This is a genomic window from Vibrio rotiferianus (assembly GCF_002214395.1).
Taxonomy (GTDB): Bacteria; Pseudomonadota; Gammaproteobacteria; order Enterobacterales; family Vibrionaceae; genus Vibrio; species Vibrio rotiferianus.
Genome location: NZ_CP018312.1, coordinates 2,136,070 through 2,162,754, shown reverse-complemented (window position 1 = coordinate 2,162,754; position 26,685 = coordinate 2,136,070). Strand labels below are relative to the sequence as shown.

Genomic DNA, 26,685 nt, shown 5'->3' with positions numbered 1-26,685 from the left:
TGTCCCCGAATGTTTTGAACTGAGTCGCTGATGTATACAGATTCCGAATTTGACCGCATTTTAGCTGAGAATCCTGCCTGGCAGGAGCTGTTACTGTGCGCGAAAAGTCAGTCGGTGGCTCAATTCAAAGCGTTGTTGGTTCGTTTGATCTCTGAGATTGATACGTCAATAAGTGAACAGCTGTCGGACGTTATCCAACACCCTAACTATAAGCAGTTAGAAGCCTCTTGGACGGGGCTTAAATCGTTAGCGCAGCTGCAAGTATCCCAACGTCGAGTCAAAATCAAAATGCTCGACTTGAGTTGGAGTATGGTTTCGGCAGATCTCAATTACTCTTTCGATCTAAAGCAGTCATCCCTATACCGAAAGCTGTATTCAAATGAGCTGGATACCGCCGGTGGTAGCCCATTTGGCATGGTGATGGTCGACCACAAGGTCTCGGCTGATTACGCCGATGATCAGGAGTATGACGATCTCTACACCCTTCAACTGCTCTCTGAGTTGGGGGAGCTCTCTTTTTGCCCAATGGTGCTCGGAACCGACGAGTTCTTCTTTGGTGATGAACCGAGAAGGCTGCTTCACGACAGTGCGAGAATTGATCGCATTCTTACTAGTCGAGATTTTGTTTCATGGCAGCTGCTACGAGAAAAAAGCTCATCACGATTTTTGCATTTGGTGATGCCAGAGCATTTGATTCGTCAACCATATCGTCAATATCAAGCTGGATTTGTTTTTAACGAACGCCAGCAAGAGAAATATGCCTTATGGGGCAGCAGCGCTTACCTCTTGCTCGGTAATGTAATGCGAGAGTTTGACCGAATCAGTTGGTTTGGATTCCTGCGTTCTTACGATGAGACAGGTTCGTATGGGGCGATCGTTCAGGACTCAAAAGAGCTTAAGACCAAGGTAGACATCTACAGTGAAGAAGATGGCTTTTGGTCGTCTCAAGGGTTCATGCCTTTAACCAGTATTTACTTAAGTGGCCATAAAGGTTTCTTTAGTAATCAATCTGTTTGGCAAGCACCTGATGAAGCTCAACGTCAGCTCGGTATGCTCCAAACCAACCTAATGGCTTGCCGATTTGCCCATTACATTAAGGTTCAAATTCGTGACCAAGTTGGTCGATATGACAGCGCAGAAAGTTGTCGACGCAGTCTAGAGCGATGGCTAGAGCAGTTCATTAGCAACGTCAATTATGGCGAGGATGCCGTACTTGCCCGATACCCGCTGCGGTCTTGCTATGTACGCATTGAAGAGGCTCCTCATGATAAAACCCGCTACTTATGCGAGATCATGCTTCAGCCTCAATATCAATACGAAATGATGGATGCGAAAGTGGTGTTAACTACCTCGGTATCTGGCAGTGAGGTTGGAGAGACATCATGAGCTTAATGGCTAAGTTAACCCAAAGCTGGAATGACGATATCGACAGTGTTCGAGATGCGATTGTCGATAACGTCTGTGATCTTATTTCCAGCCGAGCACCTCTGTGCTCAGAGATGTTTTTATCGGAAAAAGGAACGATTGCCGAGTTCGGTATGCGCAACATGGCTCGCGCTCAAAGTAAAAACAACACCAGTGACATTGTCGCAGAAATTGAAGTGCTGATCCGAAACTTCGAACCTCGCCTGAGCCAGGTAGAGATTGATGTTCAAGAAGGGGAATTGGGTAGCAACCAATTGAGTTTTCGCCTTTCCGCCGTGGTGCATTCAGAGCTCGGTGATGAGGCGATCGTACTGGATTCTTTTTTGGATTTGAGCAGCAACAAACTAGATGTAAGGAAGTCGAATTTTGTCTGATTCATTGCTTTCCTATTTTGAACAGGAACTGCGCTTTATTCGCAATGAAGCCTCTCAGTTCGCGGAACGTCATCCGGGGACGGCTCGTGCGTTGGGAATGCGTAAAGACAGTATTGATGATCCTCAGATCGCGCGTTTAATTGAAAGTGTTGCCTTGATGAATGGCAAACTGCAACAGCGCTTGGATGAGTCTTACCCAGAGCTGACAGAAAGCTTGGTGAACTTGTTGTTCCCGCATTATCTAAGGCCAGTGCCGTCATACAGCATGTTGGACTTCGCTATTTTTGAAGAAGCGAATGCAAAGCACAGTATTCCTAAAGGCACAGAATTCGATGTCGCGAGCGAATCTGGTGAGCCAGTGGTGTTTCGCACTTCCGAAGATATAGCGCTGCTTCCAATTCAAGTTGCTTCGGCTGAAGTGCTGTTTGCGCCATTTGAACTGGCTAAGCCTGCGGGTGCAGAAAACGCAAAAGCGATGTTGGAGCTGACGATTAAGGCAACCGACAGCGGCATCGAGTTGCGTGATCTGGATATTGACCAGTTGAAACTGCATCTCAAAGGTGAAAGCCACTTTGCGTTGCGTTTGTATGATGTACTCGCCCACGGGCGCTGTCAGGTGTGTATCCAGAATAATGGCAAGAGCTACTCATTAGGTAAGTCTGCACTACAGCCAATTGGCTTCGATGTGAATGACACTATTTTACCGTATCAAGCAGCAAGCTTTGGCGGCTTTAAGTTGCTGACCGAGTTCTTCATGTTCCCTGAAAGATTTCAAGGATTCAAATTAGACCTTGGCAATGTCATGCAACAAGCAATCGGCTCAGAGTTTCGTATTCAGATTTTCTTGAATGAGATGAGTGTGGTGCAAGCGCGTAGCATTCAAGCACAACATTTTTCTCTGTTTTGTACGCCATTGGTGAACCTACAAACCAAAGTGTCAGAACCTCTGCAAATCGACTTCACTCAAAAGCAGTACCCAATTTATCTTGATGCAAGTCAGGGTAATGATTTGGAAGTGTTTTCTGTTGATGAAGTGCTAGATGTGACGGAGGGCGAACCGTTTAAGATCTGTCAGATCTACGGAGACAAGTACAACAGTACAGAGACTGCACTTCGTTGGCAGCTCGTACAGGATACCCACGAAAGAGGCGTGCTTCGCAGTGGCTTAAAAGTGGCTGATATTGGGCATGTTAGTGCCGCGATGTCGTCGAGAGTTTGGTCGGTGACGACAACCGCGACTGACGGCATTCGAGCAGGCTCATTGCCTGTAAACAGCCAAGTGACATGTCGGGAATCTCTTACGATTCCAGCGGCTATGAACTTGCTGCGTCGCCCAACCTTGCCAGTGCGTAGTCGTGACGCAAATAAGAATGTATGGGCACTGCTTTGCCATTTGCACTTTAACTATCACGCGATTCTAGGGACGGATGACCCAACCGCTACGCTGAAAAATGTGTTTGATTTGTATAACCACAACCAAGCGGTGCAAAACCACATCTATATCGAGTCCCTGCAAAATATTGAGCAGGAGCAAGTGGTGGCTCCGATCCGTGTGTCAGGAAAAACATGTTTTGCTTACGGCACAAAAATTTCGGTGATGTTAGACGCAAGCAATGTCAACGGAGGCGTATCGCTCTTTGGTCATTTGCTTGACCACTTCTTTGCTTATTTCGCCGGCTTCAATAGCTTTACTCAAGTGGATATTTATTTGGAAGGCCAAGACGGTGTTTACCTGTCCTTCCCGAGGAGAACTGGGTGCAAGAGTTTGTTGTAAGCCGTTTCGCTTATGGTGCGTTTGAGGGGCAGCTAGAAAAAGCGTGGCAGATCTTCAAGCATCAGGCTCATTTAAAGGGTCAGCGACCTGAAGTGAGGTTCAGTGCGGAAATTCTCCCAGCTTACTATCAAGCAGAAGTCTCTACGGTTACTTCGGAGCGAGAGGGTGAATTTACGGTAAAGACATCATTGGCGGCTTTGTCTGGTAACTCTGGTTCGATGCCAAGAGCGATGTACGGCGATGCACTAAAAGCGCGTTTTGAACTTGGCGATGAAGCGCCACTCGACTTCTTCGACATGTTTAATAATCGTTACTACCGCTTGTACTGCGAAACAAAGCAAAAGCACGAGCTGACGTATCAGATTGAGGAAGAGGCGTTTCATTGGAATCGTGACCGTCAATCTATTACTGAAATGCTTTCCAGTTTGGCTGGACAGACTGGAGATAAGGCACCAATGCCGGAATCTCATTTGGTGCAATACACCGGCTTATTAGGGTTGAAATTAACCTGCCCATTGGCGCTTAAGTCGATGCTAGAAGATTACTTCGAGTCGGAGTTTGAGGTTGAACGCAGTGGCCTAGAGTATTTGCCTCTAACAGAGTGTTCGTTAACTCAAATTGGCCAAGCCGGAAACAATCATCAATTGGGAATGGGCGCGTTGGTCGGGATGTCGACGCCAATGACGGGGCAGAAACTCAACATAAAAATTTGCCCTCAAGACTATCAGCATTACTTAAAAATACGCAGTGACAAAGAGATGGTTCTTGCGCTGGACCATATGGTTAGAAGCTATATGGGAGTGAATACCAAGTATGCACTCTATATGAAGGTAAATAGCCAGTATCTGCCGAGAGTGAAGCTATCAGGCAGTCACCAAAAAGCGTTAAGAATTGGCCAATCCGCGTGGATGAGTCATCAATCAGATCATCAACAGTTTGTTGAAATGCCACTGACGAAAAGTTAGGAAACAGAATGATAAATATTGAACTACAAAGCTTGGTCAAAAGGCTTACTCCGTTACTAAAAAGTGCCCTGGAAAAGGCTGCTGGAGATTGTGTAAGTAAAGGACACTTTGCGATAGAAGCTGAGCATTGGTTTGTTCAGTTGTTACAGCAGTCTAAAGGCTGGGAGGTCGCACTACAGCAAGCATCAATGGCCAAAGAGTCGATGTTGGAGCGTTGTAATGACCGTCTGATGCACTTGGCTCGTGGTAATGACTCTTCGCCTTCTTTATCCCCTGAGTTGGTTGAGTTACTTAAAGATGCATGGATGCTTGCTTCATTAAACAATCAGCAATCGGTGGTGAATGAATTTCATCTGCTGATGGTGCTGAAGCAGCGTCTGGACCAAAGCGCTTACAACGGCGTGTTGAGCTCGTGGGTGTCAGTATTGTCTTCTGAATGGTTACGCAGTCAGTCGATGGTGAACAGTGGACCCAGTGAAGTCTCATCGTCTACCGAGAGCATGGTCCCAACCGGTGGTGACTCAGCGACGCCAGCTTTGGACAAGTTCTCGCAAAACCTGACAGAGGCCGCGCGTAATGGCGAGTTGGATCCTATTACAGGGCGCGGAGATGAAATTCGCAAATCCATTGATATTTTGTGCCGCCGCCGTCAAAACAGCCCGATCCTCGTTGGTGACCCAGGTGTAGGTAAAACGGCCATTGTTGAAGGCCTTGCCCAAGAAATCGTGAATGGCAATGTCCCACCTGCGCTTGCGAACGTTGAGCTGCGCAGCCTTGATTTGTCCCTTTTGCAAGCAGGTGCGAGCATCAAAGGTGAGTTTGAAAGCCGCCTTAAAGATGTGATCAATGAGATCAAGCAGTCAACGACGCCGATCATCATGTTTATCGATGAAGCACATACGCTGATTGGGGCGGGTGGCACAGCGGGCCAGAATGATGCGGCTAATATTTTGAAACCAGCGCTTGCGCGTGGCGAGTTTCGTTCACTTGCAGCGACCACATGGGCAGAATACAAACAGTACTTTGAATCGGATGCCGCGCTGACTCGTCGTTTTCAAGTCGTTGCGGTTAATGAGCCTAATGAAGAAGATGCTATCCACATGCTTCGCGGCGTGAAGCGCAGCCTTGAAAAGCACCATGGCGTTAAAGTCATGCAAGAAGCCATTGATGCCGCAGTCGCTCTCTCTATTCGTTACCTTCCTGAGCGTAAGTTACCTGATAAAGCAATTAGTCTGTTAGATACAGCGTGTTCACGCATTGGATTGAGCCAAAGTGCGGCACCTAGACAGTTGGAAGCCATTGCAGAAAAAATCCGCTACACCAACAACGAGATCGAAACGTTACATCATGAGTCGGCATTGTGGTCGATTGAAAGCGTACGCTTGGAAGAAGCAAAACAGCGATTGGCGGCTTTAGAACAGGAGCATCAGTCACTTGAGTGCTCTTGGAACGCAGAGCGCCTCTTGGTGGAAGAGATCATTGAGTTGCAGTCTGGCTTAGACGCTGAGCTAAAAGAAAATGGCTCGGTGATATCGCATGAAGCGAAAATCCTGTTAGCAGACAAAATGGCAGCCCTGCGAGAGATCCAGGGTGAGCAACCATTAGTCCTGCCACAGGTAACAGAGCAAACCATCGCTGAAGTGGTGGCGCTATGGACGGGTATTCCAGTGGGCAACATGCTTAGCCAAGAAGTTGAGAAGTTGATGCACCTAGAGACTCGTATCGGTGAGCGAGTGATTGGTCAGACAACGCCGATAGCAGAGCTTTCACAAGCAATTCGTTTGTCGCGTGCAGGTTTAACCGACCCACGCAAACCTGTTGGGGTATTCCTGATGTGTGGTCCAAGTGGTGTGGGTAAAACCGAAACTGCATTGGCGCTTACCGACTTGCTATACGGTGGCGAGCGTAATATCACCACCATCAACATGACGGAGTTTAAAGAAGAGCACAAGGTGTCGATGCTTTTAGGCTCTCCTGCAGGTTATGTTGGCTACGGTAAAGGCGGTGTCTTAACAGAAGCGGTACGTAAGAACCCATATTCTGTCCTGCTGCTGGATGAAATGGAAAAAGCCCACCCTGGTGTGCATGACATCTTCTATCAAATCTTTGATAAAGGCTCTATCTCGGACAGTGAAGGTCGACACATCGATTTTCGTAATACGATCATCATCATGACATCAAACGCGGCAGACAGTGCTGTTGTTAATGCATGTGAAAATGGTCGACCGGATGTTCCGACTCTGACTCAGTCTATTTTCCCTGAGCTGCAAAAACACTTTAAACCAGCATTTCTTGGCCGTGCGACCATCGTGCCTTACTTCCCTTTGAACGATGAAGAAATGGCGCAAATTGCAACCTTGTCTCTGAACCGCATTCGCAAGCGCGTTCAATCCCACTACAAAGCAAGTTTTGAATTTCACCCTGATGTGATTGATCTGCTGGTCAATATGAACGATTCACCTGAAACAGGCGCTCGCGCCGTTGAGCAACTGATTAATCGTCAACTTATGCCGGATTTAGCGAACCAGTGCATTGTTCGCATGAGTGAGAACAAGCCGGTAGAAGCGGTCACTGTTCACGTTGAAGAAGGCAAATTTAAGATTCATATTCAATAGCATTAAGAGGCAATAGACCTCAAAAAAAAACAATGGGTTGTATATCAACCCAACTAAAACAATAACGTAATTTTATTAACGCTTTTTGTTGCAGGCCGTGTTTAACGCGACCTTTTCGCAGCACAACATTATGAGTACTAACAGATGATGCATTCAGTCTTTTCTACGCAACAATTGGAATGGATTCGCAAGAACTTAAAAATCGCAGTGATTCACGGTGGGGATAAAGAGCAGGACGGCAGTTTTATCTTTGAAAACTTGAGCCCTCGCTCAACCAAAACGTATGCACCTGTTGCACACGATATTGCTAATGCACTGCGTGAATCTAATTTCCAGTTCGTTGAGGTGTTAGCTGAAGACATCAACTTAGCGCAGTGCCTGAAAGATAAAGGTATTGACTTGGTGATCACGAACAGTGGTGGTTTGCAAGGTTTTGACTCCATGTGTCATTTGCCTTCTACATTGGAAATGCTGGGCGTGCCTTATGTAGGGCACTCGCCAATGACGGCAGGGATCTTGGATAACAAGCACCTGTTTAAGCATGAAATTAAAGCCGCTGGACTGCCGACTGCACCATTTATCACCATTGGTATTGATGAGCATTTTGAAGATGTAGCAAAGCAAGATGCGATCGATCAAATTGAAGCGCAGTTCAATGATGGTTTCATTGTTAAACCAGTGTCTGGCAGAGCTTCAATCCATGTTTATCCTGTTTTTAATCGTAGTGATCTCGCGGGTGTTGTAGAACATGTGCGTCAAGCGACGGGGAACACTGTAATGATTGAACCTTTCCTTGGTGGCCGAGAGTTTGTTGTTGCTGTTGCGGGAGAGTATGTCTTTAAAGAAGGCAAACTGATGCAGTCTGAAATGCCGATGGCTTTCTCAATAACTGAACGTGTACTGGATGCTGACGAGCCGATTTTTACTTCTATGGATGTAAAGCCGATCACTCAAGACCGTTTGGTTGCTGTTAATGAAGAGGGGCTACGCAATCAGTTAGCTCTGATCGGTCAGAAGATTTATCGCCAGCTTGGTCTTCAAACCTTAGTGAGAGTGGACTTACGAATGGACAAAGAAGGCAATCTGTATGTGCTGGAAACCAATCCAAAACCGGATTTAAAGCGTCCGGAGGGAGAGAAGGTAAGTTTGGTTTGCCATGATCTGGCTCGTGAAGGTATGGATTACACAGACCTAGTTCAGTCGTTGGTGTTTAATCGATTATCTTTCCTCAAGCAAAAACGACCAATGTCGGTTGCGCATTGCCTCAATGAGCAATTCGACGCTCTAAGCGTGTGTTAGGAGTGAACTTTGAACTCTTTTAAGCAATATAGCCGCTTGTTGCTCGGAGCATTACTGGTTCTGTTATCACTAATGCTGATCTTTGTTGTTGGGTATGCACAAGCATTGAAAAGCTATCAACAGCAGAGCCGTGATGCGATTTTAGCCCAAACAGAAGCCGCCCGAATCGGTATAGAACAAGTTCTCAGTTCCGGCGTGCCGCTTCAGGACTTTGCTGGTCTTGAGAAAGTGCTATCGCCAATCGCGAAAGCGGATTCTTCTGTGGTTGATATCCGAGTGATTTCTGGGCAGCAAGAGCTATATCGCTACACCGATGACAACTTTGTTGGCAGCTTAGTCACCATCCCTTTGAACAATAAATTTGCTCAAGTTGGTGCTTTGGAGGTTTGGCTGAGTGATGAAGAAATCGAAAGGAGCATCGATAGGCACTTCCAGCCGATGGTGCTGCTGGTGGTTTTACTGACCGCTGCGTTTATCTTCTTTGTGTTGCGTAGCCAAAACCCCAAGATTTACTTCACTGCATTTGGTGGGGTGTTCTTAGCCATGTCGGCGAGCGTGCTGTTGATGGTCGGTGCATTGTACAAATCCGGCTTGGAGCACAAGGCGGATTCCATGGCGAACATTGTTACTCAACGTTTGGCCCCAGTACTGAATGCAGGGATCAGCTATCGTCAAGTGAGTGGCATTGATGAGATGCTAGACAGTTTTCGTCAGTCAAACCCAGAAGTCTCTTCCATTTCTGTTGCTCAGGGACCTGAGTTGATCGCCAAAAGTAAAGCGCAGAACAGTATGTCAGTCGATGAGATGGCCGAATTTCTGGTCAGCGATGCGAAAGGGAACGAGGTGACGGTCGCTTTTTTCCCTAAAGTACTGTTTGCGCAGTTGGTACGTACACTAAAGAACTTTGCCATTCTATTTGCTGGTTGTGCGTTCATTTGCTTTGCTTTTATTCGCTTGCTGAGCCACTCAGAGCAACAGCCAAAAAACGATATCGTACTGGCACAGGTTAAGCCGTTGCTTTTGGTTACGGTGCTGATGGAATCGTTAATGGCGCCGGTTTTACCTCAGTACTTAACGCAAATCGCGGTAGAGAATGGTGCGGGTGAAAGTTGGTCGTCTTACTTCTTTACACTCTACTTTGTCGGCTTTGCTGCAACGCTATTGCCTGTTTCGCGTCTAGTTGAAGTGTTTGATATTCGAAAAGTACTTGGCGTGGGTATTCTGTTATCTGCGGCTGGCTGCCTGTTGCTAGCGTACGAGTCCCAGTTAGCGATGGTGCTGATTGCGCGATTCACTTCTGGCGTTGGGCAAGCGACGATCTTTATTGCCGTTCAAGGTTATATTCTGCGTTGCAGTGATCAATCTAACAAGACACAAGCCGCAGGCATCATCGTATTTTGTTTCAATGCTGGATTCATCTCTGGTGCGGCAATCGGTGCCTTGTTGGCTGATACCGTAGGCGTGCAAGGTATCTTCATGTTGTCGGCTTTAGTTGGTGGCCTGATGTATCTGTTCGCGTTGTCGCTGCCGTCGATGATTCCTCAGGAGAATGCTCAAGGTTCACTCAAAGAGAACCTGACGATGATGCTAAAAGATTCCGCTGCTTTGATGCGTGTACCGTCATTCATGCGCACCATGTTGCTTGTTGGTATCCCAACCAAAATGATGCTAACGGGTGTCGTATTCTTTGCTGTGCCAATCCTTCTTTCTGATGTCGGTGTCGAGCGCGAGAGTATCGGTCAGGTGCTGATGGCTTATGCATTCTCTGTGCTTTTCATTAGTGGCAAGGTCTCGCCAATGATTGACCGTATTGGCTCTGCAAAATGGGCGCTTTGCTTAGGAAGCATCGTTGGCGCTGTTGCTTTGGCCATTCTTTCTGCTGCCTTCTTATTTGAAGACATAACCTATCTTGTCCTCGTCGCAACGTTCGCAATGCTAGTCATGGGCGTTTCACACGGCTTTATTAATGCCCCAGTTGTGACTCATGTGGTGACCACCACTCAAGGTGTGAATGCCAACTCAGTTGCTTCTACTTATCGCTTTTTGGAAAGGCTAGGTCATGTGTTGGGTTCGGTCGTTGTCGGTGCTTTGCTTGCTCACCTCGGAACGGACTACGCATTCTTTGCGCTTTCAGCATTCTTTACCTTAGCTGGCTTGTTGATGTGGTTGTTTGACCGTGGTGCACAAAAGGAGGCGAAAGCATGATTCGATTGATTTTACTTTTGGTGCTGGCTGCATCCTCATCGGTGAGTTTGGCGGATTGGCCTGAGTGGTTGGGTGAACACTTACAAGCTGAGAAGGCGGTACAGTGGGAAATTAATGCTAATGACAGCGATGTATTGTTCGCCCCACGTGGTGAACATCCGATGGTTTGGGTTTTAGTTTCTCGAAAAGCGGACTCGTATGATGTCGCGTTGTCGACCATCTTAAAAGTGTTTCGCAGAGAAATGCCTAACGTTTCATTTCGCGCTTTCCTTTTACCTAAAAGCCAAGAGGAACTGGTCGCTTGGACGAAAGCTGCCGATATAAAGGCGAACATGATCTACACGGTTGGATCTCGTGCGACCGTCTCACTGCATAAGGTTTACGCTGGAGGTAAGCTGCCGGTTGTATCGGTGAACGCAAAAGATCCGGTGTTACTGGGCCTGACGGATAACTATCACTCAAGCGGCAACAACTTTGCTTACACCTCCTTGAATTTGCCTGCTGATATTACGCTGAGCTTTTTACGTCGCTTTAAACCAAGTCTGACTCAAATTGGTGTGTTGTACGCTAAGTCGAACACCAGTGCTTATCTCACTCAGTTTTTGCCACTTCAAAAAGAGGCTGAGAAGCAAGGAGTGACAGTCTTTCCTATCGAAGTTGACGAGAATAATCCTGAGCTTGCCCTCCAGCACGTGATGCAAACCACCGTTGAATCGATGAAGGTCGACGATGGCAATTTACGTCAATCCTTGCTTTGGCTAACGGGTAGCTCAAGTCTTCTTAACCGACTTGATGAGATCAACCGGTATTCGGAGCAGCTTCCTCTGTTAACCGCAGTGCCTGATGCGGTTAATGGCACGCAACAAAGTGCGCTGATGTCTGTTGGCGTAGGGTTTGAGAACAACGCTCACCAAGCGGCACTTTACGGCATTGAAGTACTTAAAAAGGGCGCTGCACCTGCCTCTCTGCCTGTGGGCGTGCTGTCGCCACCAGACATCTCGATTAGCTTTAAACAAGCAGGCCGCGTTGATACGCAGCTTCCGTTTGTATTGATTGAAATGGCCAGCGATATCTATTCGCAAGATGGCAAGCTAGTGCGTTCTGCTGGCATGAGCATGGAGAGCCATTAACCATGATTCGAGTCGTTTTCATTGCCGTTATGTTGACCGTGCTTAGCCAACCTGCTTTGGCCTATCAGCGCCCTGAGCGGTTACTACTCGCAACCCAAGAATGGTTTCCTTATCAGTACCAAGAAAACGGGGAAATGAAAGGGCCGGGGATAGAACGAGTGAAGTGTGTCATGAGAGTGATGGACCAGCCGTATCAGCTCACGATGACTAAGTGGGATAGAGCTCAGCTCATGACAGAGGTTGGCTCACAACATGGTTTCTTCCTAGCGTCTCGTAACAGTAAGCGTGATGAGTATGCCGATTATTCTGCGCCACTTGATCAACAGAATTGGAGTTGGTTTTCGCTCTCTGATTCAACAGAGTTAGACAACGCAATGTTCAAATCTCAGGTCGAAGTCGCGGCACTATTTGGCTCAAATAAATGGTTTTGGCTACAGAAAAACGGTTACCGCGTGAGTAAAAAACCAAGGACGCCAAAAGCCCTAATTGAGTTAATGCTGAACGGGGAAGTCGGAGCGGTATTGGGCAATGACGCTGTCATTGACGAGACGATAAAAAAAATGGGTATCAGCTATCGAGCGATTTCTCGAACACGGGTCAAATCGAATCCATTGGGGGTGTATTTCTCCAAAGCATTTACTAAGAAATACCCCAACTTTCTTAATGAATTTAACGAGGCGGTTTCTCAGTGTCGTTAACTCCAAATATTGAATTTATTGAAGGTCAGTCAAATGCCTCTATCGATTAGAATTATTAGCTCTCCAGATGGTGAAAGCATCGCCCAATGGAATCAAGCATTTCCAGAAGATGGTGGAGATATCGGGCGTGCGTTTGGCGCGACGCTACAACTTAATGACGCAAGTCGTGAGATTTCAAGTACCCATGCGACGATTCGTAAGACCTCGCGTGGATACCAAATCATGGACAACAGCACCAATGGCCTTTACATCAATGGCTCTGATGCGCCTTTGGGTAATGGTAACCAATCGACATTAAGTGATGGTGATGTTCTTGATATTGGCCGTTACCGATTGCTGGTTTCTTGTTTCTTCCCTGAATCAGCGAAAGCGAAAACCCAGCAGCATCACTCTGATAGCTCTCGACTAGGTGATGATCCGTTTAGTACTGAATCAACCCCTTTTATTCAAAGTATTCCTGAAGTCGATGAAGCGCCAGAGTTCACCATCTCGGCAACAGATGTGGTGGGGGATGACCCATTTGCGAATGATGCCTCAGTTAAGCAAGAGCAAGCACCTCGCTTTAATCTTGATTTTCAGACGGATGAGGATGACCCACTGAAAGACAGCGATTTTCGTGCGTCATTTCCAAACCATGAAGTGATGGCAACCCCCTCTTTCGCTCAAGAAGAGTCACCAGTTAACCAATCTCAGTTTGCGGTTACTGAGTTTAAGAAGCATGAGCAGCGCTTACAGGAATGCACGGACAAAGCATTAGAAATGGCATTGGCAAGGTTGCTGTCTGACATTTCTCCTAATGCGATGGAGTCGATGTTTGATGATTTGTCGGGCAACGGCTTTTGGTCTCGTAAACCGAAGTACTGGGATATGTACAAACGCTATTTCAACCGACAAGTGGAGAATCGCGATTGGCAAATTAAGTTTCAAGCGTACTTCAGAGATGCAATGCGTATGCAAAAAAACTTCGAAGGGGATCAGTAATGGTACGTCGTTTATGCCTAATGTGTATCGCCCTTATGATGTCAGGGTGCAGTTTATGGAGCGATGAGCTGGTTGAGCCAAAACTGGTCGTTGATATTAAAGCTGCGACCAATATTAACCCTAACGTTGAAGGTAAGCCTTCTCCGGTAGAGCTCCGAATCTATCAATTGACGAATAATAATGCGTTTGAACTCTCTGATTTTATTCAAATTTATAATGATGACCAAGGCGTATTGAAGGCCGAGTTGGCCGTTTCTCGCCAGTTACCAAGCATTTTGCCGGGTGAAACTCGTCAGGAAATTATCCCACTTGGTAGTGGCGTTAAGTACATCGGTGTGATTGCGGGTTTTGCTGATTACAGAGAGGCGAAGAACAAGGTGATTTATAAGCCGCTAATTGTGAATTCAGCGGTTATCAGTATTGAAATTGATGGCATTAATCTGTCTGTGTCAGGGGAAGAAGAATAATAATGGATAATAATAAAGTCGTGTGGAGTGAGGGGATGTTCCTTTCCCCTCAGCACTTTCAACAGCAAGAGCGCTATGTTGAACATTTTACTCGCGAGTTCGCCGGACAAATTAGCCCTAATGCTTATGGATTGACCTCGCTAGAGCTTGATCGCTCGATGTTGAACATTGGTAAGGTTTCGGTGCGTCGTGCTAAAGGCATTTTCCCTGATGGAACACCATTTGAAATTGAGCAAGCACTCGTGCTTGATGTGCCGAAAAATACCAGTCATAAGAAAGTGTATCTGGCCCTTCCGGTTTCAAGACCGGGCACTATTGATGTTGGAGAAGATGCGCGTCTTAGACACTCTTCACAAGAACACCCCGTTTACGATACCAGCCGAGAGCACAGTGACCCGGTTCAGTTAGAGCTAGCAACATTGAACATTCAGCTGCGTTTAGAAGGTGATGAGCTAAAAGATTTTGTGTTGATATCCGTTGCTGAAATCAGTGAACACAAGTCTGAAGGTGTTGTTGTGTTGAACCAAGCATTCGTTCCCCAATGCTTGCAGTTTGCCGTATCTAGCTACCTAACCGATAACGTTGCTGATCTATTTGCACAAGTACAATACCGTTCCCGAGCGATACATACTCGTTTACAAGCAGAGTCCAGCAGTAAAAGCTATCAGTCGTTGATGCGTGACTACTTGTGGCTGCAAGTACTGGGTGCTTGGATGCCAAAGCTTGAACAATGGAATCTAGATGGATCGTTGCTGACACGTCACCTCTATTTAGAGTGCGTTTCGATGGCGGGGCAGATGCAGGGTTTAGAAGGGAAGATGCCAAAGTCTTTCCCTGCATGGAACCAAGATGCGTTATACAGCATTTTCTCGACCGTGTTTTCTGAGTTATTGGTGTTACTGCGTGAGGTTCAGATAGATAACGTATCAACATTGAACTGGGACAAACAGCTGTTCGTGAGCCGTCGCTTGCTACGCACACTGGTCGATGATCGCAGCCTATACAATCAAGGGCGCTTTGTGTTGGCCGTTTCCTCGTCTATCGGTGCTACTCGACTTAGTGAAGAGTTTCCTCGTGCTGCGAAGCTAGCAGGGAACAGTGATATTGCCGGTTTAGTACGTAATGCACTTTCAGGTGTTCCTTTGCGCCATCTTCCTTATGCACCTTCTGAGCTGAAGTCTTTGAATGACGCCGCTTACTTCGAAATCGATACTAAGTCTGAATTGTGGCAAGCGTTGATCAAACGTGATGAGGCGATCGCTCTTCATATTGATGAAAGAATTGATGATATCCACGTCGATTTTCATGTGATCAGGTAGGTAACGGATGGGCGGATTATTTAACGAAGAACCGACGGTTCAAATTCGACGAGTGACATCGACCGAATCACCTCAAAAGCAGCATCAGTTGCCACCCAAAGCGGACACTTCGGGTACTGAGCGATTGATTGAGAATCTTGCCATTTATGGTAGCCCTTTGATGAATGCGGCAACGGAACTGTTGGGTATTTTAGTGACGATTAAGCGTCAAGGTGCACCGAGAGACATCAACCGTTTTCGTCAAAAACTTTTGTACGCCATTGATGCGTTTCGTTTGCGTGGTCTGCACTTGGATTACCACCCAAGCGTGATTGAAAAAAGCTGCTTTGTGTTGTGCGCGGCATTTGATGAAGCTGTGCTGTACACCGCTTGGGGAGAGCGTGCCCGTTGGGAAAATCATTCGTTGTTGAGCAAGGTGTTTTCACAGCGCGATGGCGGAGAGGCCTTTTTTGTGTTGCTAGATAAGGCCAGCCAGCAGCCGAATAAACTTGTTGATTTTATTGAGCTTCAGTACGTGCTTTTGGCTTTGGGTTTCAAAGGGCGCTTTCGCCATGAAGACGAGAGCCAATTGCATGATATTACCGCTCGTGCGTACGGTCTCATTCGCCACTATCGGAGTGAAAGCCCTTTTCCGGTACCGCAAACACCAACGCTAATCGAAGGTAAACGCCCGTGGCTAATGATCAGTATGGGCAAAACGTTAGGCTTGGCTTGTTTGGTTCTGGCATCTGGGTATGGCTTTACTGAATATTGGTACAACAGTCGCGTTCAGCCGTTGTTGGCACAGTTTAGCGCGATCGATATGTCAGACGTCAACCTGAAGAAAAACAGCAGTGACTTAGTGTACTTAAGTTCCGATGCGGATTTGGGGCGACAGAGTGAAAGCCTAGAGGAAGAAACGGGAATGAAAGGAAAAGTGGTCACTCAGCAATGGGAGATCATTCTCGCGGTATTTTCTCGGGCGAGCGACGCACTTCGTTTATCGACAGAACTCAAACAAGCAGGCTATGAGTCTTTTACTCGTGAGACGGAACATGGTGTTGAGCTTTATCTTCACGCAGGTGACGACTTAAACACCATTCGTAAGTTGAAAAATGAACTCAATGTTCGCTTTGGTTTGAACGCCACGATTAAAAGAGCGCTGAAATAAGATGTTTAAAAAGATATTTTCTATTTTCTTGGTGATTACTGCCATTTTAGGGACGCTCGCATTTTGGCTTACAGCATCAGAAGAGCAACCAGTCTGGATAAAGTGGGGAATGCTCGTTGTCACCGTCGTTATTGTCATCTTTACATGTGTTTGGTGGTGGAAACAACGCAAGCTTAATCAAACAGAGAAAGAAGAGCATGATCAACACGTACTGCTTAAACAAGACACACGCGTGATCCAGCAGCTGTTTCGTATCGCAACGAAAAAGATACAAGGACAAGCTCGTAACAAGCTAGAAAGTCTTTACAGTCTGCCTTGGTACCTAGTTCTAGGTGGTGAAAAAGACGCGAAAAGTGCCATATTGCTACAGAATGGTTTTGAGCCAGTTAACGAGCGCTACTTGGATGAAAGTGATACGGAACAGTACCTACGCTTTTGGAGCAACGATAACGCAGTCGTTGTCGAAGTCGGTCATCGTATATTTGATAACGACGGTATTGACGAGTCGCTTTGGCAAGTACTGGCGAAGCAACTACTTAAATACCGTCCGAGGCAAGGGCTGAACGGCATTGTGACGGTTATTGGGTGTGATCGCTTAATGACAGGGGACAAGAAAGAACGCACTAGGCTCTCAGGCATCTATCAGGAGGCTGTGTTGTCGATGGGCGCAGAGCTTAGCTTAAACTTGCCTGTTTACGCCGCTTTCTCTAAAGCTGACTCGATTGCAGACTTCACTGGTTTCTTTGAGAGCTTCACTGCATGTGACTCAGAAAATCCTTTTGGTATTACCTTTGAGTGCGATGTTTCGCGCCGTTATGACAAACAGCAGTTTGAGGCAGAAAGCCACGCGTTGATTCAATCCATTGCGGGGCAGCAGTTTGAGTTACTGAGAAACGTCAGCAGTGACAAGTCGGCCTCTATAATCGCTTGGCCTTATCAGCTAAGAATTTTCCTAGAGCGCGTCAACGAGTTTTTGAGCGACATTGGTCGCGAGAACCGTGTCCGAGAAGCCGTATGGATCCGCGGCGCTTATTTAATGTCATCCGGACAAAAAGGCATTGAGCATGATCTACTAACGCAGGTTGTGGCCGAACGTGCTGAGTTCAACACCAATAACCAAGTTGAACAGCAGCCAAATCGTCGTGGTTTCTTTACTCAACGTTTGTTCAATAAGGTCATCTTGCCGGAGAAGAATATCGTCGGTGTCAATGAATGGCGTCATGCGGGTTATCTTGTATTTCGAACCGCTGTTTTAGTATCCGTAGTTGGGCTGATTTCTGTTGCAGGTCTGAAGTTACAGGAAAACTGGAATGTTGATGAAGATTGGCGCACAACGGCTCTATCTCAAATTCGTTTTTATCAAAACGATGTTCAAAAGCTGAGCAATGACAATTCTATGTCGGAGGTTGTGGCGGTATTAAGAGAACTCGGCGATGTGGTTGCTGAGGGCGTTCAACCTAAACCGTGGCATGAGAAAGTCAGTATTAAGCAAACAGATACGGCCGAGAGTGTTTACTCTGCTTATGAAAAACAGTTGCACCAGATAATGCTGCCAAAGCTCGAAGAGCTGATTAGCAGCGAGCTGTATGTTTATGTGAACCTTGGTAATCCAAGCCGAATCTTTGAGATTTTGCGTTACTACCAGATGTTGTTTGACCGAGAGCAACTGAACTTTGCGGAACTACAAACTTACTTGCTTGATAACTTGAAAGACCAAGGTGAGCTTTCTCCAGACGAGCTTTACTCTTTTTCTCTTTTAATCGAAGACTTGTTTAAAAGTCATTACGACAAGCAGCTACAACCGAACCTAGACCTTATAGCTGTTGCAACGAACAACCTTGAAGGCTTGTCACCAGAGCGACTGATTTATGCGCGTCTTAAAGAGATGCCAGAGTACCGTACTCAAGTGGATCTCCGAAGCCAGCTCGGTGAGAAGTTCGATAGCTTGTTTGAGTTTACTAATGATTTCCATGGCTATCTGATCCCTGAAATCTTTACTAAGCAGGGCTACAGCCAAATTGATTTGACGGCAAAGTCGCCCCTGCTTAGAAGCTTGATGAGCGAGTTTAAAGCGATTCAAGGTGATATGTCTGGCGCATCAGTCATTGAGCTTAGAGAACTGAGCAAACAGGTTCAACGTCTGTATTTTGCTGATTACATCTACTACTGGAAAGACCTAGTCAACAACATTCAAATCAAACAGTTTGGCGATGCTTCGGTACTTAGCTATGCGCTAAGAAACACACGTTCTCCTGCTACGAGTCCACTACTTGATGTATTGGATGCGGTTGTTGTGAACACAACATTGGCTGTCGCCGATCAACCGGATACGAAAGGACAGAAGCGTGCAGCCGGTCAACTAGGACTGAAGAAAGCGAAAAAGGTGTTGAACAAAGCCGACAAAGTGAATCGAGCAGTTGGCGATAACCTGTTGAGGCTGCAACCTTCATTCGTCGTAAATGAAGCATTTTTGCCTTTTTCTAGGTTTGTGAATGGGAATGGTAAAGACAAGGATACACCACTGGAGCAGTTGATCGTTCAAGTTGATGAGGTTAACTCGTTTTTCGATGCCGCATTGTCTAGTTCAAACCCCGGTAAATCATTCCATGCTTATGCCATCGCCCATGCGCAAGGTAGTAGCGACCCTATCGTGAACTTCCGTCAAGCAGGCAGCAAGGCTCCGAACATCGTCGCGTCTTGGACGAAGAGTCTCAGTGAACAAGTGTGGAAACAAGTGGTGAATGGCAGCGTGGTGTATCTAAATACACAGTGGGATGAGCAAGTTTACCAGTTTTATGTGTCTGCCATTGAAGGGCGATTCCCATTTGATCAACATGGTCGTGGAGAAGTGAGCTTAGATGACTTTTCTCAATTCTTTAAACCAAGTGGCCGTGTGGCTCGCTACATAGAAGAAACCTTGAAGCCGTTTGTTTACTGGGATAACGGCAGGCTCAAGCTAAACGAAGTTGACGGCCTAACGCTACCAATAAACTCAAACACTCGTAAGCAACTTGAATTAGTTCAAAAGCTGAGTGGCATTTTCTTTGGTTCTTCAGGGGATGATCTTGGGTTAAGGCTTGAAGTAAAAGCGAGCTCAATGAGTACCGACGTGACGGAATTCCGCCTACGAGAGGCTGAAACGATTTACGACTACAAACATGGTCCAAGAGTGTGGCGCGAGATAACTTGGCCAACCGCAGGAGTGGATGGCTATTTGAGTGCAGAATTCTACAGCGGTCAGAATCGAGTAGCACAACAATCATTTACCGGTCAGTGGGCGTTGTTGCGCGCTATTTTTGCGAACAAGAGCAGTGCTACATCGAGCCGCTTGATTCGTAAGCTCAACTACAAAATTAACCAAAACAACATCGTATTGGATTACACGTTGCGTGATTCCAATCAACCATTGGATAAATCTTTATTTGTTCAATTCTCGTTGCCTAAGCAGCTTTAAGGTTGTCGATGTTGAAAGCAGTGATTGAACCGCAGGAACGAGTGTGTTGCCAAGTTTTGGCGACTCACTCCCGTGTGCACGAAATCAGTAACGACTTGACCCACTACACTAAGCATTTTGATTCGGCAGAGAGCCTGCAAAGAGAATGGGTTGCTTTGCAAGAGTGTCAGGGTGCTCAAATACAAAAAGTAGTGGATGTCGACTGGAGCAAATTGCAGCTAACGCTGGACTTTGATCAAAGTGCGATACCGCTGATTGAGTTTGAGCCTAAGGATCTAGCGTTATTTGCTTCGCTTTTGCCTAGTGTGGTTCAGGCGATCAAACACTGTCATAGCAAGGGGTGGGTACATGGCGATATCAAGCCATCTAACCTGCTTTATGTGCCTCAATTACAACATATTCGATTGATCGATTTCGGTGCCAGTTGTCGGACTGGAACTTCTCGGGAAGCACTCTCCGAGTGGCAAGCAACGCCTATGTTTGCTTCGCCAAATCAAAAGGGTGGGGAAGGTCTGGTCGAAACGGGGGACGACTGGTTTTCACTGATTAAAATCATCGATCAGGTCATGCCATGTGCGCATGACTACTCAATAAACTCAACGCTTATCCAGTGGCGAAAAGCCCTGAGCCTTGAGATTTAGATAGAAGGAAAGCTAATGAATAAAAAACAGCTTGCTGCGGCCAATCTCGACTTCGATGTGTCATCAATCAAAGGGACGGATGGAAAATTAATCCCTAACTTAGGATGCGCGATAGAAATTGAGCAATGGTTGAAAAAACTGTCTCTCGCATGCGGGAGAAGGCATTCTAACAGAGCCTTACCTTATTTAGAAAAAGCGATAGATGTTATCTATTCTGAGGTTGAGGCGGAATTGTATCGCCAGTCGGGAAACAACAGTAGCGCCTACGAAGCTAGCGCAGTGACTAAGCATCCAGTATGGCAGTTTTTTGTAGAACGAGTGACGAAAAAGTTTGGTAGTGTCGTTAAGGTGATTCAACCACACCGTTCACCAACGGAATCTGTCCGTTCGAAACTGATTAACCGTACTTTCTTCCAAATGCTGCATAACAAGCATGAAGTTTTGAAGCGTTCTCATAGCAGTATCTTAGCATCCGGTGAGCTTGGCCAAGCCAAGGTGGAAATTCTTGATGCGCAAGTTAATGCTTTGCGAGATGCCTACTTTAATCATGCAAAATGCAATGCTGAACTTTGGCCTGCTATCAATGATCTGTTCCAAAAAGGAAATACCCGCTCTGTTGAGGGCAAAGTAAACCTTGAAGACGGTTCACTGACATTTGAAGCCTCACAAGCACTATTTGCCGAAGCAAAAGTCGAGTTTGAAAAAACTTGGGACTTCGGAAAAATGAAAAACCAAATCAAAGCATCCGCTGAAATCGGTGCCCGTGAGAGCAGCAAATTTAGTGCTCATGCTAAATTTGGACAAGGTGGTGCTGCTGGTTTCCGAGAGAAGAAGCTTGGAGAGGAAGCAGGTAAGAAGACCAGTACGAAGTTCACTCTCGATAAGTCACCAGGTAAAGCTTGGGAGACGAATAAAAAAGAGGAAGCGGACGACGGATCGTTTGCTGCAATGCAACTGATACCGGGTATTGATTTAGAAATTGATGCGGTACTTGCTGCTCAAATGGGTATGAAGCTAACGGTCTCTCACGAACTTTCTGTAGCCGAGTTTATGGCTCTAAAGAGTGAAGGTGAGCTATTTGTTGGTGCGACCGCTAAAGTGCAATTTACCAGCACACTAAACAGTGCCAATATCTTTGCTGGTGATGAAGTCATTAAAACTAAAATTGGTGCAAGTGCCTTTGTTGGTGCTAAGGCTAGTGGAACAAGCACTTTTACCCTGAAAGCTCGCGGCATGAATATGTTGTCTGGTAGTGTGACTGGTTCTGCATCAGTTGGCTTGGGCGCATCTGCTGCTTTGGAAGCCATTGTTAAAGGCTCTGGAGACTTCACATTTAAAGCGGGCGCTGGCGCAACGATGGGGGTAGGTACCAACGTAGAGTTTGGAACTATGGTTAACCCGATGCTACTCAAAGTGCTCCTGTGGGATTCATTTGGTAAGCACCTACGTTCGAAGCAGACCAAGCAAATAAAGGGAATTAAATACAACAGAAAGGTTAACCAGGTTGCATTGAGCCGTTGTGAAGAAAGCATCATGTCGTCGTTGAATATGATTGAAGTGGACTACCGAGCCTTAGCGGAAGAGATCTGGCGTATTCCAACCTTCACAAACATGTCTACTAAGGATGAAGTCACCACGATGCATGATCGTATCGCTAGTCCTGATAGAAATGTTATGGATAAGTACCTAGAAACGCTTGGCGTCAATGATGCTATCAATATGAGCCCTGAGGACATTACTCAAGCCGCTGTCGATATTGATAATCAAGCGCGCTTTAATCAATCGCAAAACATGCTTCTTAAGCAAGCGAAGAAAGCGGCTTCGAAGAGAGGAACTAAATCACTCTCTGGCGGACTGGCTTTAGCAGGAATGAATGTTATGAATCCAACAATGGGACTACTAGCCGTCAAACCTTAATAACTAAGCTAAACAACTAAGAATGGCGGGATGTCCCGCCATTCTTGATATTGCTATAAGTCAAACTTAATGTTGATACCTTTTTCGATATTCTAGCGGAGTCATATCCACAAACTTCTTAAACAACTCTCTAAAGTAACGAACATCTTCATATCCAACGACTCTAGAAATTTCCTCGACAGTTTGTTTGGTCGTTTCTAATTTATCTTTCGCTGCTGAAAGACGAATCTGTTGAATATACTGTATCGGTGTCTGTCCCGTTGCCAGTTTAAATCTACGTTTCATTTGTCTTTCGCTCAAATGAATACGTTCACTTAACTCAAATACAGAAAACTGTAAGCTATGATGATTATGCATCCAGTCCTGCAACTGATGAATAAGAGCATCACTGTGCTGACGATATGGGAGAAATTTTGCCAATGATTGTTGCTGCACTTTATCGGTATTGCCAAAAATATGCTGCTGGCATCTATCACGTACAGATAAACCAAATAATTGCTCCACGACGAGCATCATGACGTCATTGTAGCCGTTGGTGCATGAGGTACAGTAATAATTTCCGTCACAGGTCACTTTTCTCTCAACACGCAACTTTGTATCGGGATACATATCTCGAAATAGGTTAGCGTAACGCCAGTGTGTTGTTGCATTTCGCTTAGAAAGTAAATTAGCTTTAGCTAACGCAAATGATCCTGTACTAATAGAAATAATGGGGATATCTGTATCTGCAAAATCCTCTAACCACTTAAGCGCTTTCTCTGAACAGGCAGTCAGCGCGCTATCAGGCTCTCCCAAAGATCCTATCAGTAATATATCCGTACTTTTAATGCTCTCTATTTTTACTGTAGGAGTGAGAGTTATTCCTCCATGTGCAACAACAGGATTATTGTCCTGGGTTACGATATTAATTTCAGGGGGAGTGACCCCTGCAAGGTAGGCTGCTGTAGTCAACACTTCAATTGGCCCAGTAATTGAAGTGGCCGGCCCCCCGGGAAATGCAAGCGCAGTTAAAGTTATGGTCGTTTGTTCCATAAAACGCCTTTGTATAGTGATAGCTATCGTTAAGGCTCTGCGACCATTAATTCAATTCCTTTTGGATCGATATCTATTCTTATGGTTATTTTTTTAAATTAAATAAGGTCCGTCTTTATTTTAGTTAATTCTTATTTAGCCAGAAGTGGCCATAATTATAGACCGTTATTATATTTGTAAAATTTCGTATTGCTACAAATAATTTTTTCAGTGTTTGAAATGGAAGTGGTGATTATTAGTAGATAAGTAGGAGGAGTAGATAACTACTAACATATAAAAAGCAAAGTAAGGGAAGAAAATATTTTTGATGCCCAGTTGGATAATAACTGCATTATAATTACGAGATCGCATTCTTTATCTAATCTCTACGACCTCATAATATTTACTGTAAATCACAATGAGTTTTTAAGCCTATTCTTTCACTTTTGTCACTTTAACTTGCACAATACGATTGCTTTTTACGTGCAGAATTTCAAACCGCCAGTATTGATATGTCATGATTTCTCCTTGAGTGGGTACACGACCAATTAACCAGGTCAGGAAGCCATTTAAGGTTTGGAATCCCTCGGTTTCTTCGCCCTCAATATTGTTGAGTTCAAGTTTGTATTTCAGCTCATTTAATGGAATAAGTGCATCCATTAACCAACTGCCATCTTTTTGCTTTTTAGCCCAGATTTGCTGTGGTGCCATACCGAGTTCACCAGCGATAGATTTGAGTAAATCATAGTGCGTGACCAGCCCTTGAACATCGCCGTACTCATCGACAATAAACACCATTTCGGTGCTGGTTTGTTGCATGTAATTGAGCAATGGTAGACCTTTCATCGATTCCGGTACAAAGCGTGGGCGTTTAAGCAGTTTTGCAAGGCGGGAGATAGAAAGTTCGTCGTATTCGTCCAGTAGTGCTTTGGAAGAAATAGTACCAATGATGTTATCCAAACCGCCTTTACATACAGGCCATACTGAGTGTTGGGTTTGACGTAAGTGTTTGAGAATAGCGTCAAGTGGCAAATCGAGATCGAGATAGTGAATATCGCAGCGAGGTGTCATCAGCGAAAGCGCTAAGCGGTCATTTAGGTGCAATAAATTACGAATCATCAATTGTTCTTGCGGCTCAATAGCTCCGCTCTCTGACCCTTCACTCACGACGGCAAAAATATCTTCTTCAGTGACCACTTCACCATTGTTGTTTTGGCGCAGAAGTTTGAGCAGAGCATCAGTTGAGACAGTTAACAACATCACGAATGGTGTGGTCAGCTTGGCTAACCAGTGGATAGGGTAGGCGACGATGACGGCAATACGCTCGGCATTGTTTTGCGCAAAACGCTTTGGTACCAGCTCTCCTATCACAATAGCAAAGTAAGTAATGACCACAACGACAATCGCAGTCGCTAGCACAGTGGCGATTTCGCGCTCTAAACCTTGTGTGACAAGCCAGTGTTCAAAAGGAACAGAGAGTGTGGCTTCACCAAAAATACCACTAAGGATACCGATTACGGTGATGCCGATTTGTATTGTAGAGAGGAACTGCGTGGGATTGTTTTTCAGTTGTAGAGCGAGGCGGGCAGAAGCGCTGTGTTCGGCAAACTTTTTCAGTCGGCCGCTTTTGGCGGTAACTAGCGCAATCTCAGACATGGCAAACACACCATTGAGCGCAATTAATCCAACCAGTAGTAAAATGTCCATGAAGCTTTCCAGTGATACACACATTTTCAGCATAGCGGGGTTTGCATAGTAGAAACGTGAAGTGGTGAATAAATCATCACGCTGTAACAATTGAATACCTTATTAATAGGATAGAATTTGTTTGTCGAGCCTGCCTGCGTAGTCGTGTGATTGATTCTGTTACTTGGTACGGTTTCTGATACACTACGCGCCCATTTCTTCGTTGAGACGTTTCTATGCCATTTTCTAAGCTTGGTTTAAGCACTCCTATCACAGATGCTGTGAAGGCGCTGGGTTATGAAAAACCGACTTCTATCCAACAAAAAGCCATTCCTATTGTTCTGCGTGGTAGCAATCTGATTGCCGCAGCACAAACAGGTACGGGTAAAACCGCGAGCTTTGTATTACCAATCTTAGAAAAATTGAGCCAAGGTGAAACACAACGCAAAAAGCGTGCTCGTGCGATCATCCTAACGCCAACCCGTGAGCTTGCTCTTCAAGTTCATCAAAGCATTGAGGCCTACAGCAAGAACCTGTCACTTCGTTCGATGGCGATGTTTGGTGGTGTGGATTACGCACCGCAAAAACAAGCGCTGATTGAAGGGGTAGACATCGTAGTGAGCACTCCGGGTCGTCTGATTGACCTGTACGGTCAACGTGCGATCCATTTTGATGAAGTGGAAATGTTGGTTCTGGATGAAGCCGACAAAATGTTGGATATGGGCTTTATCGATTCTATCGATAAGATCGTCGATTGCATGCCAGAAGACATTCAAAGCCTGTTGTTCTCTGCGACACTATCTAAACCAGTGCGTGATTTGGCAAAGAATGCGATTGTAGACCCTGAAGAAATCTCGATTGCGAAGCACAGCGCATCAAAATCAAACATCAAGCAGTGGATCACCACGGTTGATAAAGACATGAAGTCTTCACTGTTGAGCCACATGCTTAACGAGAACGACTGGTCGCAAGTATTGGTATTCATTGAAACCAAACACGGCGCAGCTAAGCTAGTTACTCAGTTAGAGAAGCGCGGCATCGTGGCAGAAGCATTCCACAGTGGCCGTAACCAACGTGTTCGCCAAGAACTGATTGAGAAATTTAAAGCGGGTGAAATCCAATATCTGGTTGCCACGGGTGTTGCGGCACGTGGTATTGATATCGACAACTTGCCAGTGGTGATCAACTACGATCTACCTTTCCCAGCAGACGAATACGTACACCGCATTGGTCGTACTGGTCGTGCTGGCGCGCAGGGTGAAGCGATTTCATTGGTATCGAAAGACGACTTCAAAAACTTATGTATGATTGAAAGCCGCCTTGGTCACCTATTAGAGCGTGTAGAAATTGAAGGTTTTGCACCAAGAAAACCAGTGCCGATTTCTATCTTGAACTACGTGCCGAAGAACAAGCGTAAACCGCAAGAGCAGCGTCCTCGTCGTGACAATGGTGATAAGCGCAACGCGAAGTAAATACGCTGGAACTCTAGTGTATAAACTTGAATAAAAAAGAAGCCGCATTTGAATGCGGCTTCTTTGTTTTTCGCTTTAGTATTCAGTTCAGTTCAGTTCAGT

At 45.7% G+C, this 26,685-nt stretch carries 19 protein-coding genes; 17 read left to right on the top strand and 2 right to left on the bottom strand.

Annotation, left to right across the window (positions count from 1 at the left end; all coding sequences use genetic code 11):
• The first annotated feature begins 30 nt into the window (after positions 1–30).
• The 16 genes from BSZ04_RS19040 to BSZ04_RS18965 all read left to right on the top strand — a co-directional run bounded on the left by BSZ04_RS19040 (position 31) and on the right by BSZ04_RS18965 (position 22,414).
• Positions 31–1,386: a type VI secretion system contractile sheath domain-containing protein gene (locus BSZ04_RS19040; RefSeq protein WP_038886657.1), complete on the top strand. Its 1,356-nt coding sequence runs from the start codon at positions 31–33 to the stop codon at positions 1,384–1,386.
• Entirely contained in the window at positions 1,383–1,799 is a 417-nt protein-coding gene (tssE, locus tag BSZ04_RS19035) for a type VI secretion system baseplate subunit TssE (protein ID WP_010446924.1), read from the top strand. The genes BSZ04_RS19040 and tssE overlap by 4 nt, the downstream gene beginning before the upstream one ends.
• On the top strand, positions 1,792–3,573 hold the full coding sequence (tssF, locus tag BSZ04_RS19030) for a type VI secretion system baseplate subunit TssF (RefSeq protein ID WP_088881142.1): 1,782 nt from the start codon (positions 1,792–1,794) through the stop codon (positions 3,571–3,573). The genes tssE and tssF overlap by 8 nt, the downstream gene beginning before the upstream one ends.
• Positions 3,555–4,538, top strand: a complete 984-nt coding sequence (locus BSZ04_RS19025) for a type VI secretion system baseplate subunit TssG (RefSeq protein WP_071235608.1) — start codon at positions 3,555–3,557, stop codon at positions 4,536–4,538. The genes tssF and BSZ04_RS19025 overlap by 19 nt, the downstream gene beginning before the upstream one ends.
• 8 nt (positions 4,539–4,546) lie before the next feature.
• A complete protein-coding gene (gene tssH / locus BSZ04_RS19020) occupies positions 4,547–7,153 on the top strand; it encodes a type VI secretion system ATPase TssH (protein ID WP_088881141.1) in 2,607 nt (868 codons plus the stop codon).
• Between the two features lie 144 nt (positions 7,154–7,297).
• Complete coding sequence (locus tag BSZ04_RS19015) at positions 7,298–8,452, top strand: D-alanine--D-alanine ligase family protein (RefSeq protein ID WP_088881140.1); 1,155 nt, start codon at positions 7,298–7,300, stop codon at positions 8,450–8,452.
• Positions 8,453–8,461: 9 nt separating this feature from the next.
• The gene (locus tag BSZ04_RS19010; protein WP_088881139.1) at positions 8,462–10,657 is read left to right on the top strand and encodes an MFS transporter; all 2,196 of its coding nucleotides are present in this window, start codon (positions 8,462–8,464) and stop codon (positions 10,655–10,657) included.
• Positions 10,654–11,787, top strand: coding sequence for an ABC transporter substrate binding protein (locus tag BSZ04_RS19005; RefSeq protein ID WP_088881138.1), 1,134 nt, complete (start codon positions 10,654–10,656; stop codon positions 11,785–11,787). The genes BSZ04_RS19010 and BSZ04_RS19005 overlap by 4 nt, the downstream gene beginning before the upstream one ends.
• 2 nt (positions 11,788–11,789) lie before the next feature.
• Entirely contained in the window at positions 11,790–12,485 is a 696-nt protein-coding gene (locus BSZ04_RS19000) for a substrate-binding periplasmic protein (protein WP_010446937.1), read from the top strand.
• Between the two features lie 33 nt (positions 12,486–12,518).
• Positions 12,519–13,466, top strand: coding sequence for a type VI secretion system-associated FHA domain protein (locus BSZ04_RS18995; protein WP_088881137.1), 948 nt, complete (start codon positions 12,519–12,521; stop codon positions 13,464–13,466).
• Positions 13,466–13,933, top strand: a complete 468-nt coding sequence (tssJ, locus tag BSZ04_RS18990) for a type VI secretion system lipoprotein TssJ (protein WP_010446941.1) — start codon at positions 13,466–13,468, stop codon at positions 13,931–13,933. The genes BSZ04_RS18995 and tssJ overlap by 1 nt, the downstream gene beginning before the upstream one ends.
• A 2-nt stretch (positions 13,934–13,935) precedes the next feature.
• Complete coding sequence (gene tssK, locus BSZ04_RS18985; protein WP_029843212.1) at positions 13,936–15,252, top strand: type VI secretion system baseplate subunit TssK; 1,317 nt, start codon at positions 13,936–13,938, stop codon at positions 15,250–15,252.
• A 7-nt stretch (positions 15,253–15,259) separates the two neighbouring features.
• On the top strand, positions 15,260–16,402 hold the full coding sequence (gene icmH, locus BSZ04_RS18980) for a type IVB secretion system protein IcmH/DotU (protein ID WP_010446946.1): 1,143 nt from the start codon (positions 15,260–15,262) through the stop codon (positions 16,400–16,402).
• 1 nt (position 16,403) lies between these two features.
• Positions 16,404–19,856: a type VI secretion system membrane subunit TssM gene (gene tssM / locus BSZ04_RS18975; protein WP_088881136.1), complete on the top strand. Its 3,453-nt coding sequence runs from the start codon at positions 16,404–16,406 to the stop codon at positions 19,854–19,856.
• 8 nt (positions 19,857–19,864) lie between these two features.
• Positions 19,865–20,497: a protein kinase domain-containing protein gene (locus BSZ04_RS18970; RefSeq protein ID WP_197697129.1), complete on the top strand. Its 633-nt coding sequence runs from the start codon at positions 19,865–19,867 to the stop codon at positions 20,495–20,497.
• A 15-nt stretch (positions 20,498–20,512) separates the two neighbouring features.
• The gene (locus tag BSZ04_RS18965; RefSeq protein ID WP_088881134.1) at positions 20,513–22,414 is read left to right on the top strand and encodes a hypothetical protein; all 1,902 of its coding nucleotides are present in this window, start codon (positions 20,513–20,515) and stop codon (positions 22,412–22,414) included.
• A gap of 66 nt (positions 22,415–22,480) precedes the next feature.
• Here BSZ04_RS18965 and BSZ04_RS18960 read toward each other — a convergent pair whose 3' ends face one another.
• Both BSZ04_RS18960 and BSZ04_RS18955 read right to left on the bottom strand, forming a co-directional pair.
• Positions 22,481–23,446: a GlxA family transcriptional regulator gene (locus BSZ04_RS18960; RefSeq protein ID WP_088881133.1), complete on the bottom strand. Its 966-nt coding sequence runs from the start codon at positions 23,444–23,446 to the stop codon at positions 22,481–22,483.
• Between the two features lie 411 nt (positions 23,447–23,857).
• Positions 23,858–25,165 (bottom strand): hemolysin family protein, encoded by a 1,308-nt coding sequence (locus BSZ04_RS18955; RefSeq protein WP_038887538.1) that lies wholly within the window; start codon positions 25,163–25,165, stop codon positions 23,858–23,860.
• A 182-nt stretch (positions 25,166–25,347) separates the two neighbouring features.
• Between BSZ04_RS18955 and BSZ04_RS18950 the strand changes: the two genes are divergently transcribed.
• Entirely contained in the window at positions 25,348–26,583 is a 1,236-nt protein-coding gene (locus BSZ04_RS18950) for a DEAD/DEAH box helicase (protein ID WP_088881132.1), read from the top strand.
• The last annotated feature ends 102 nt before the right edge of the window (positions 26,584–26,685 follow it).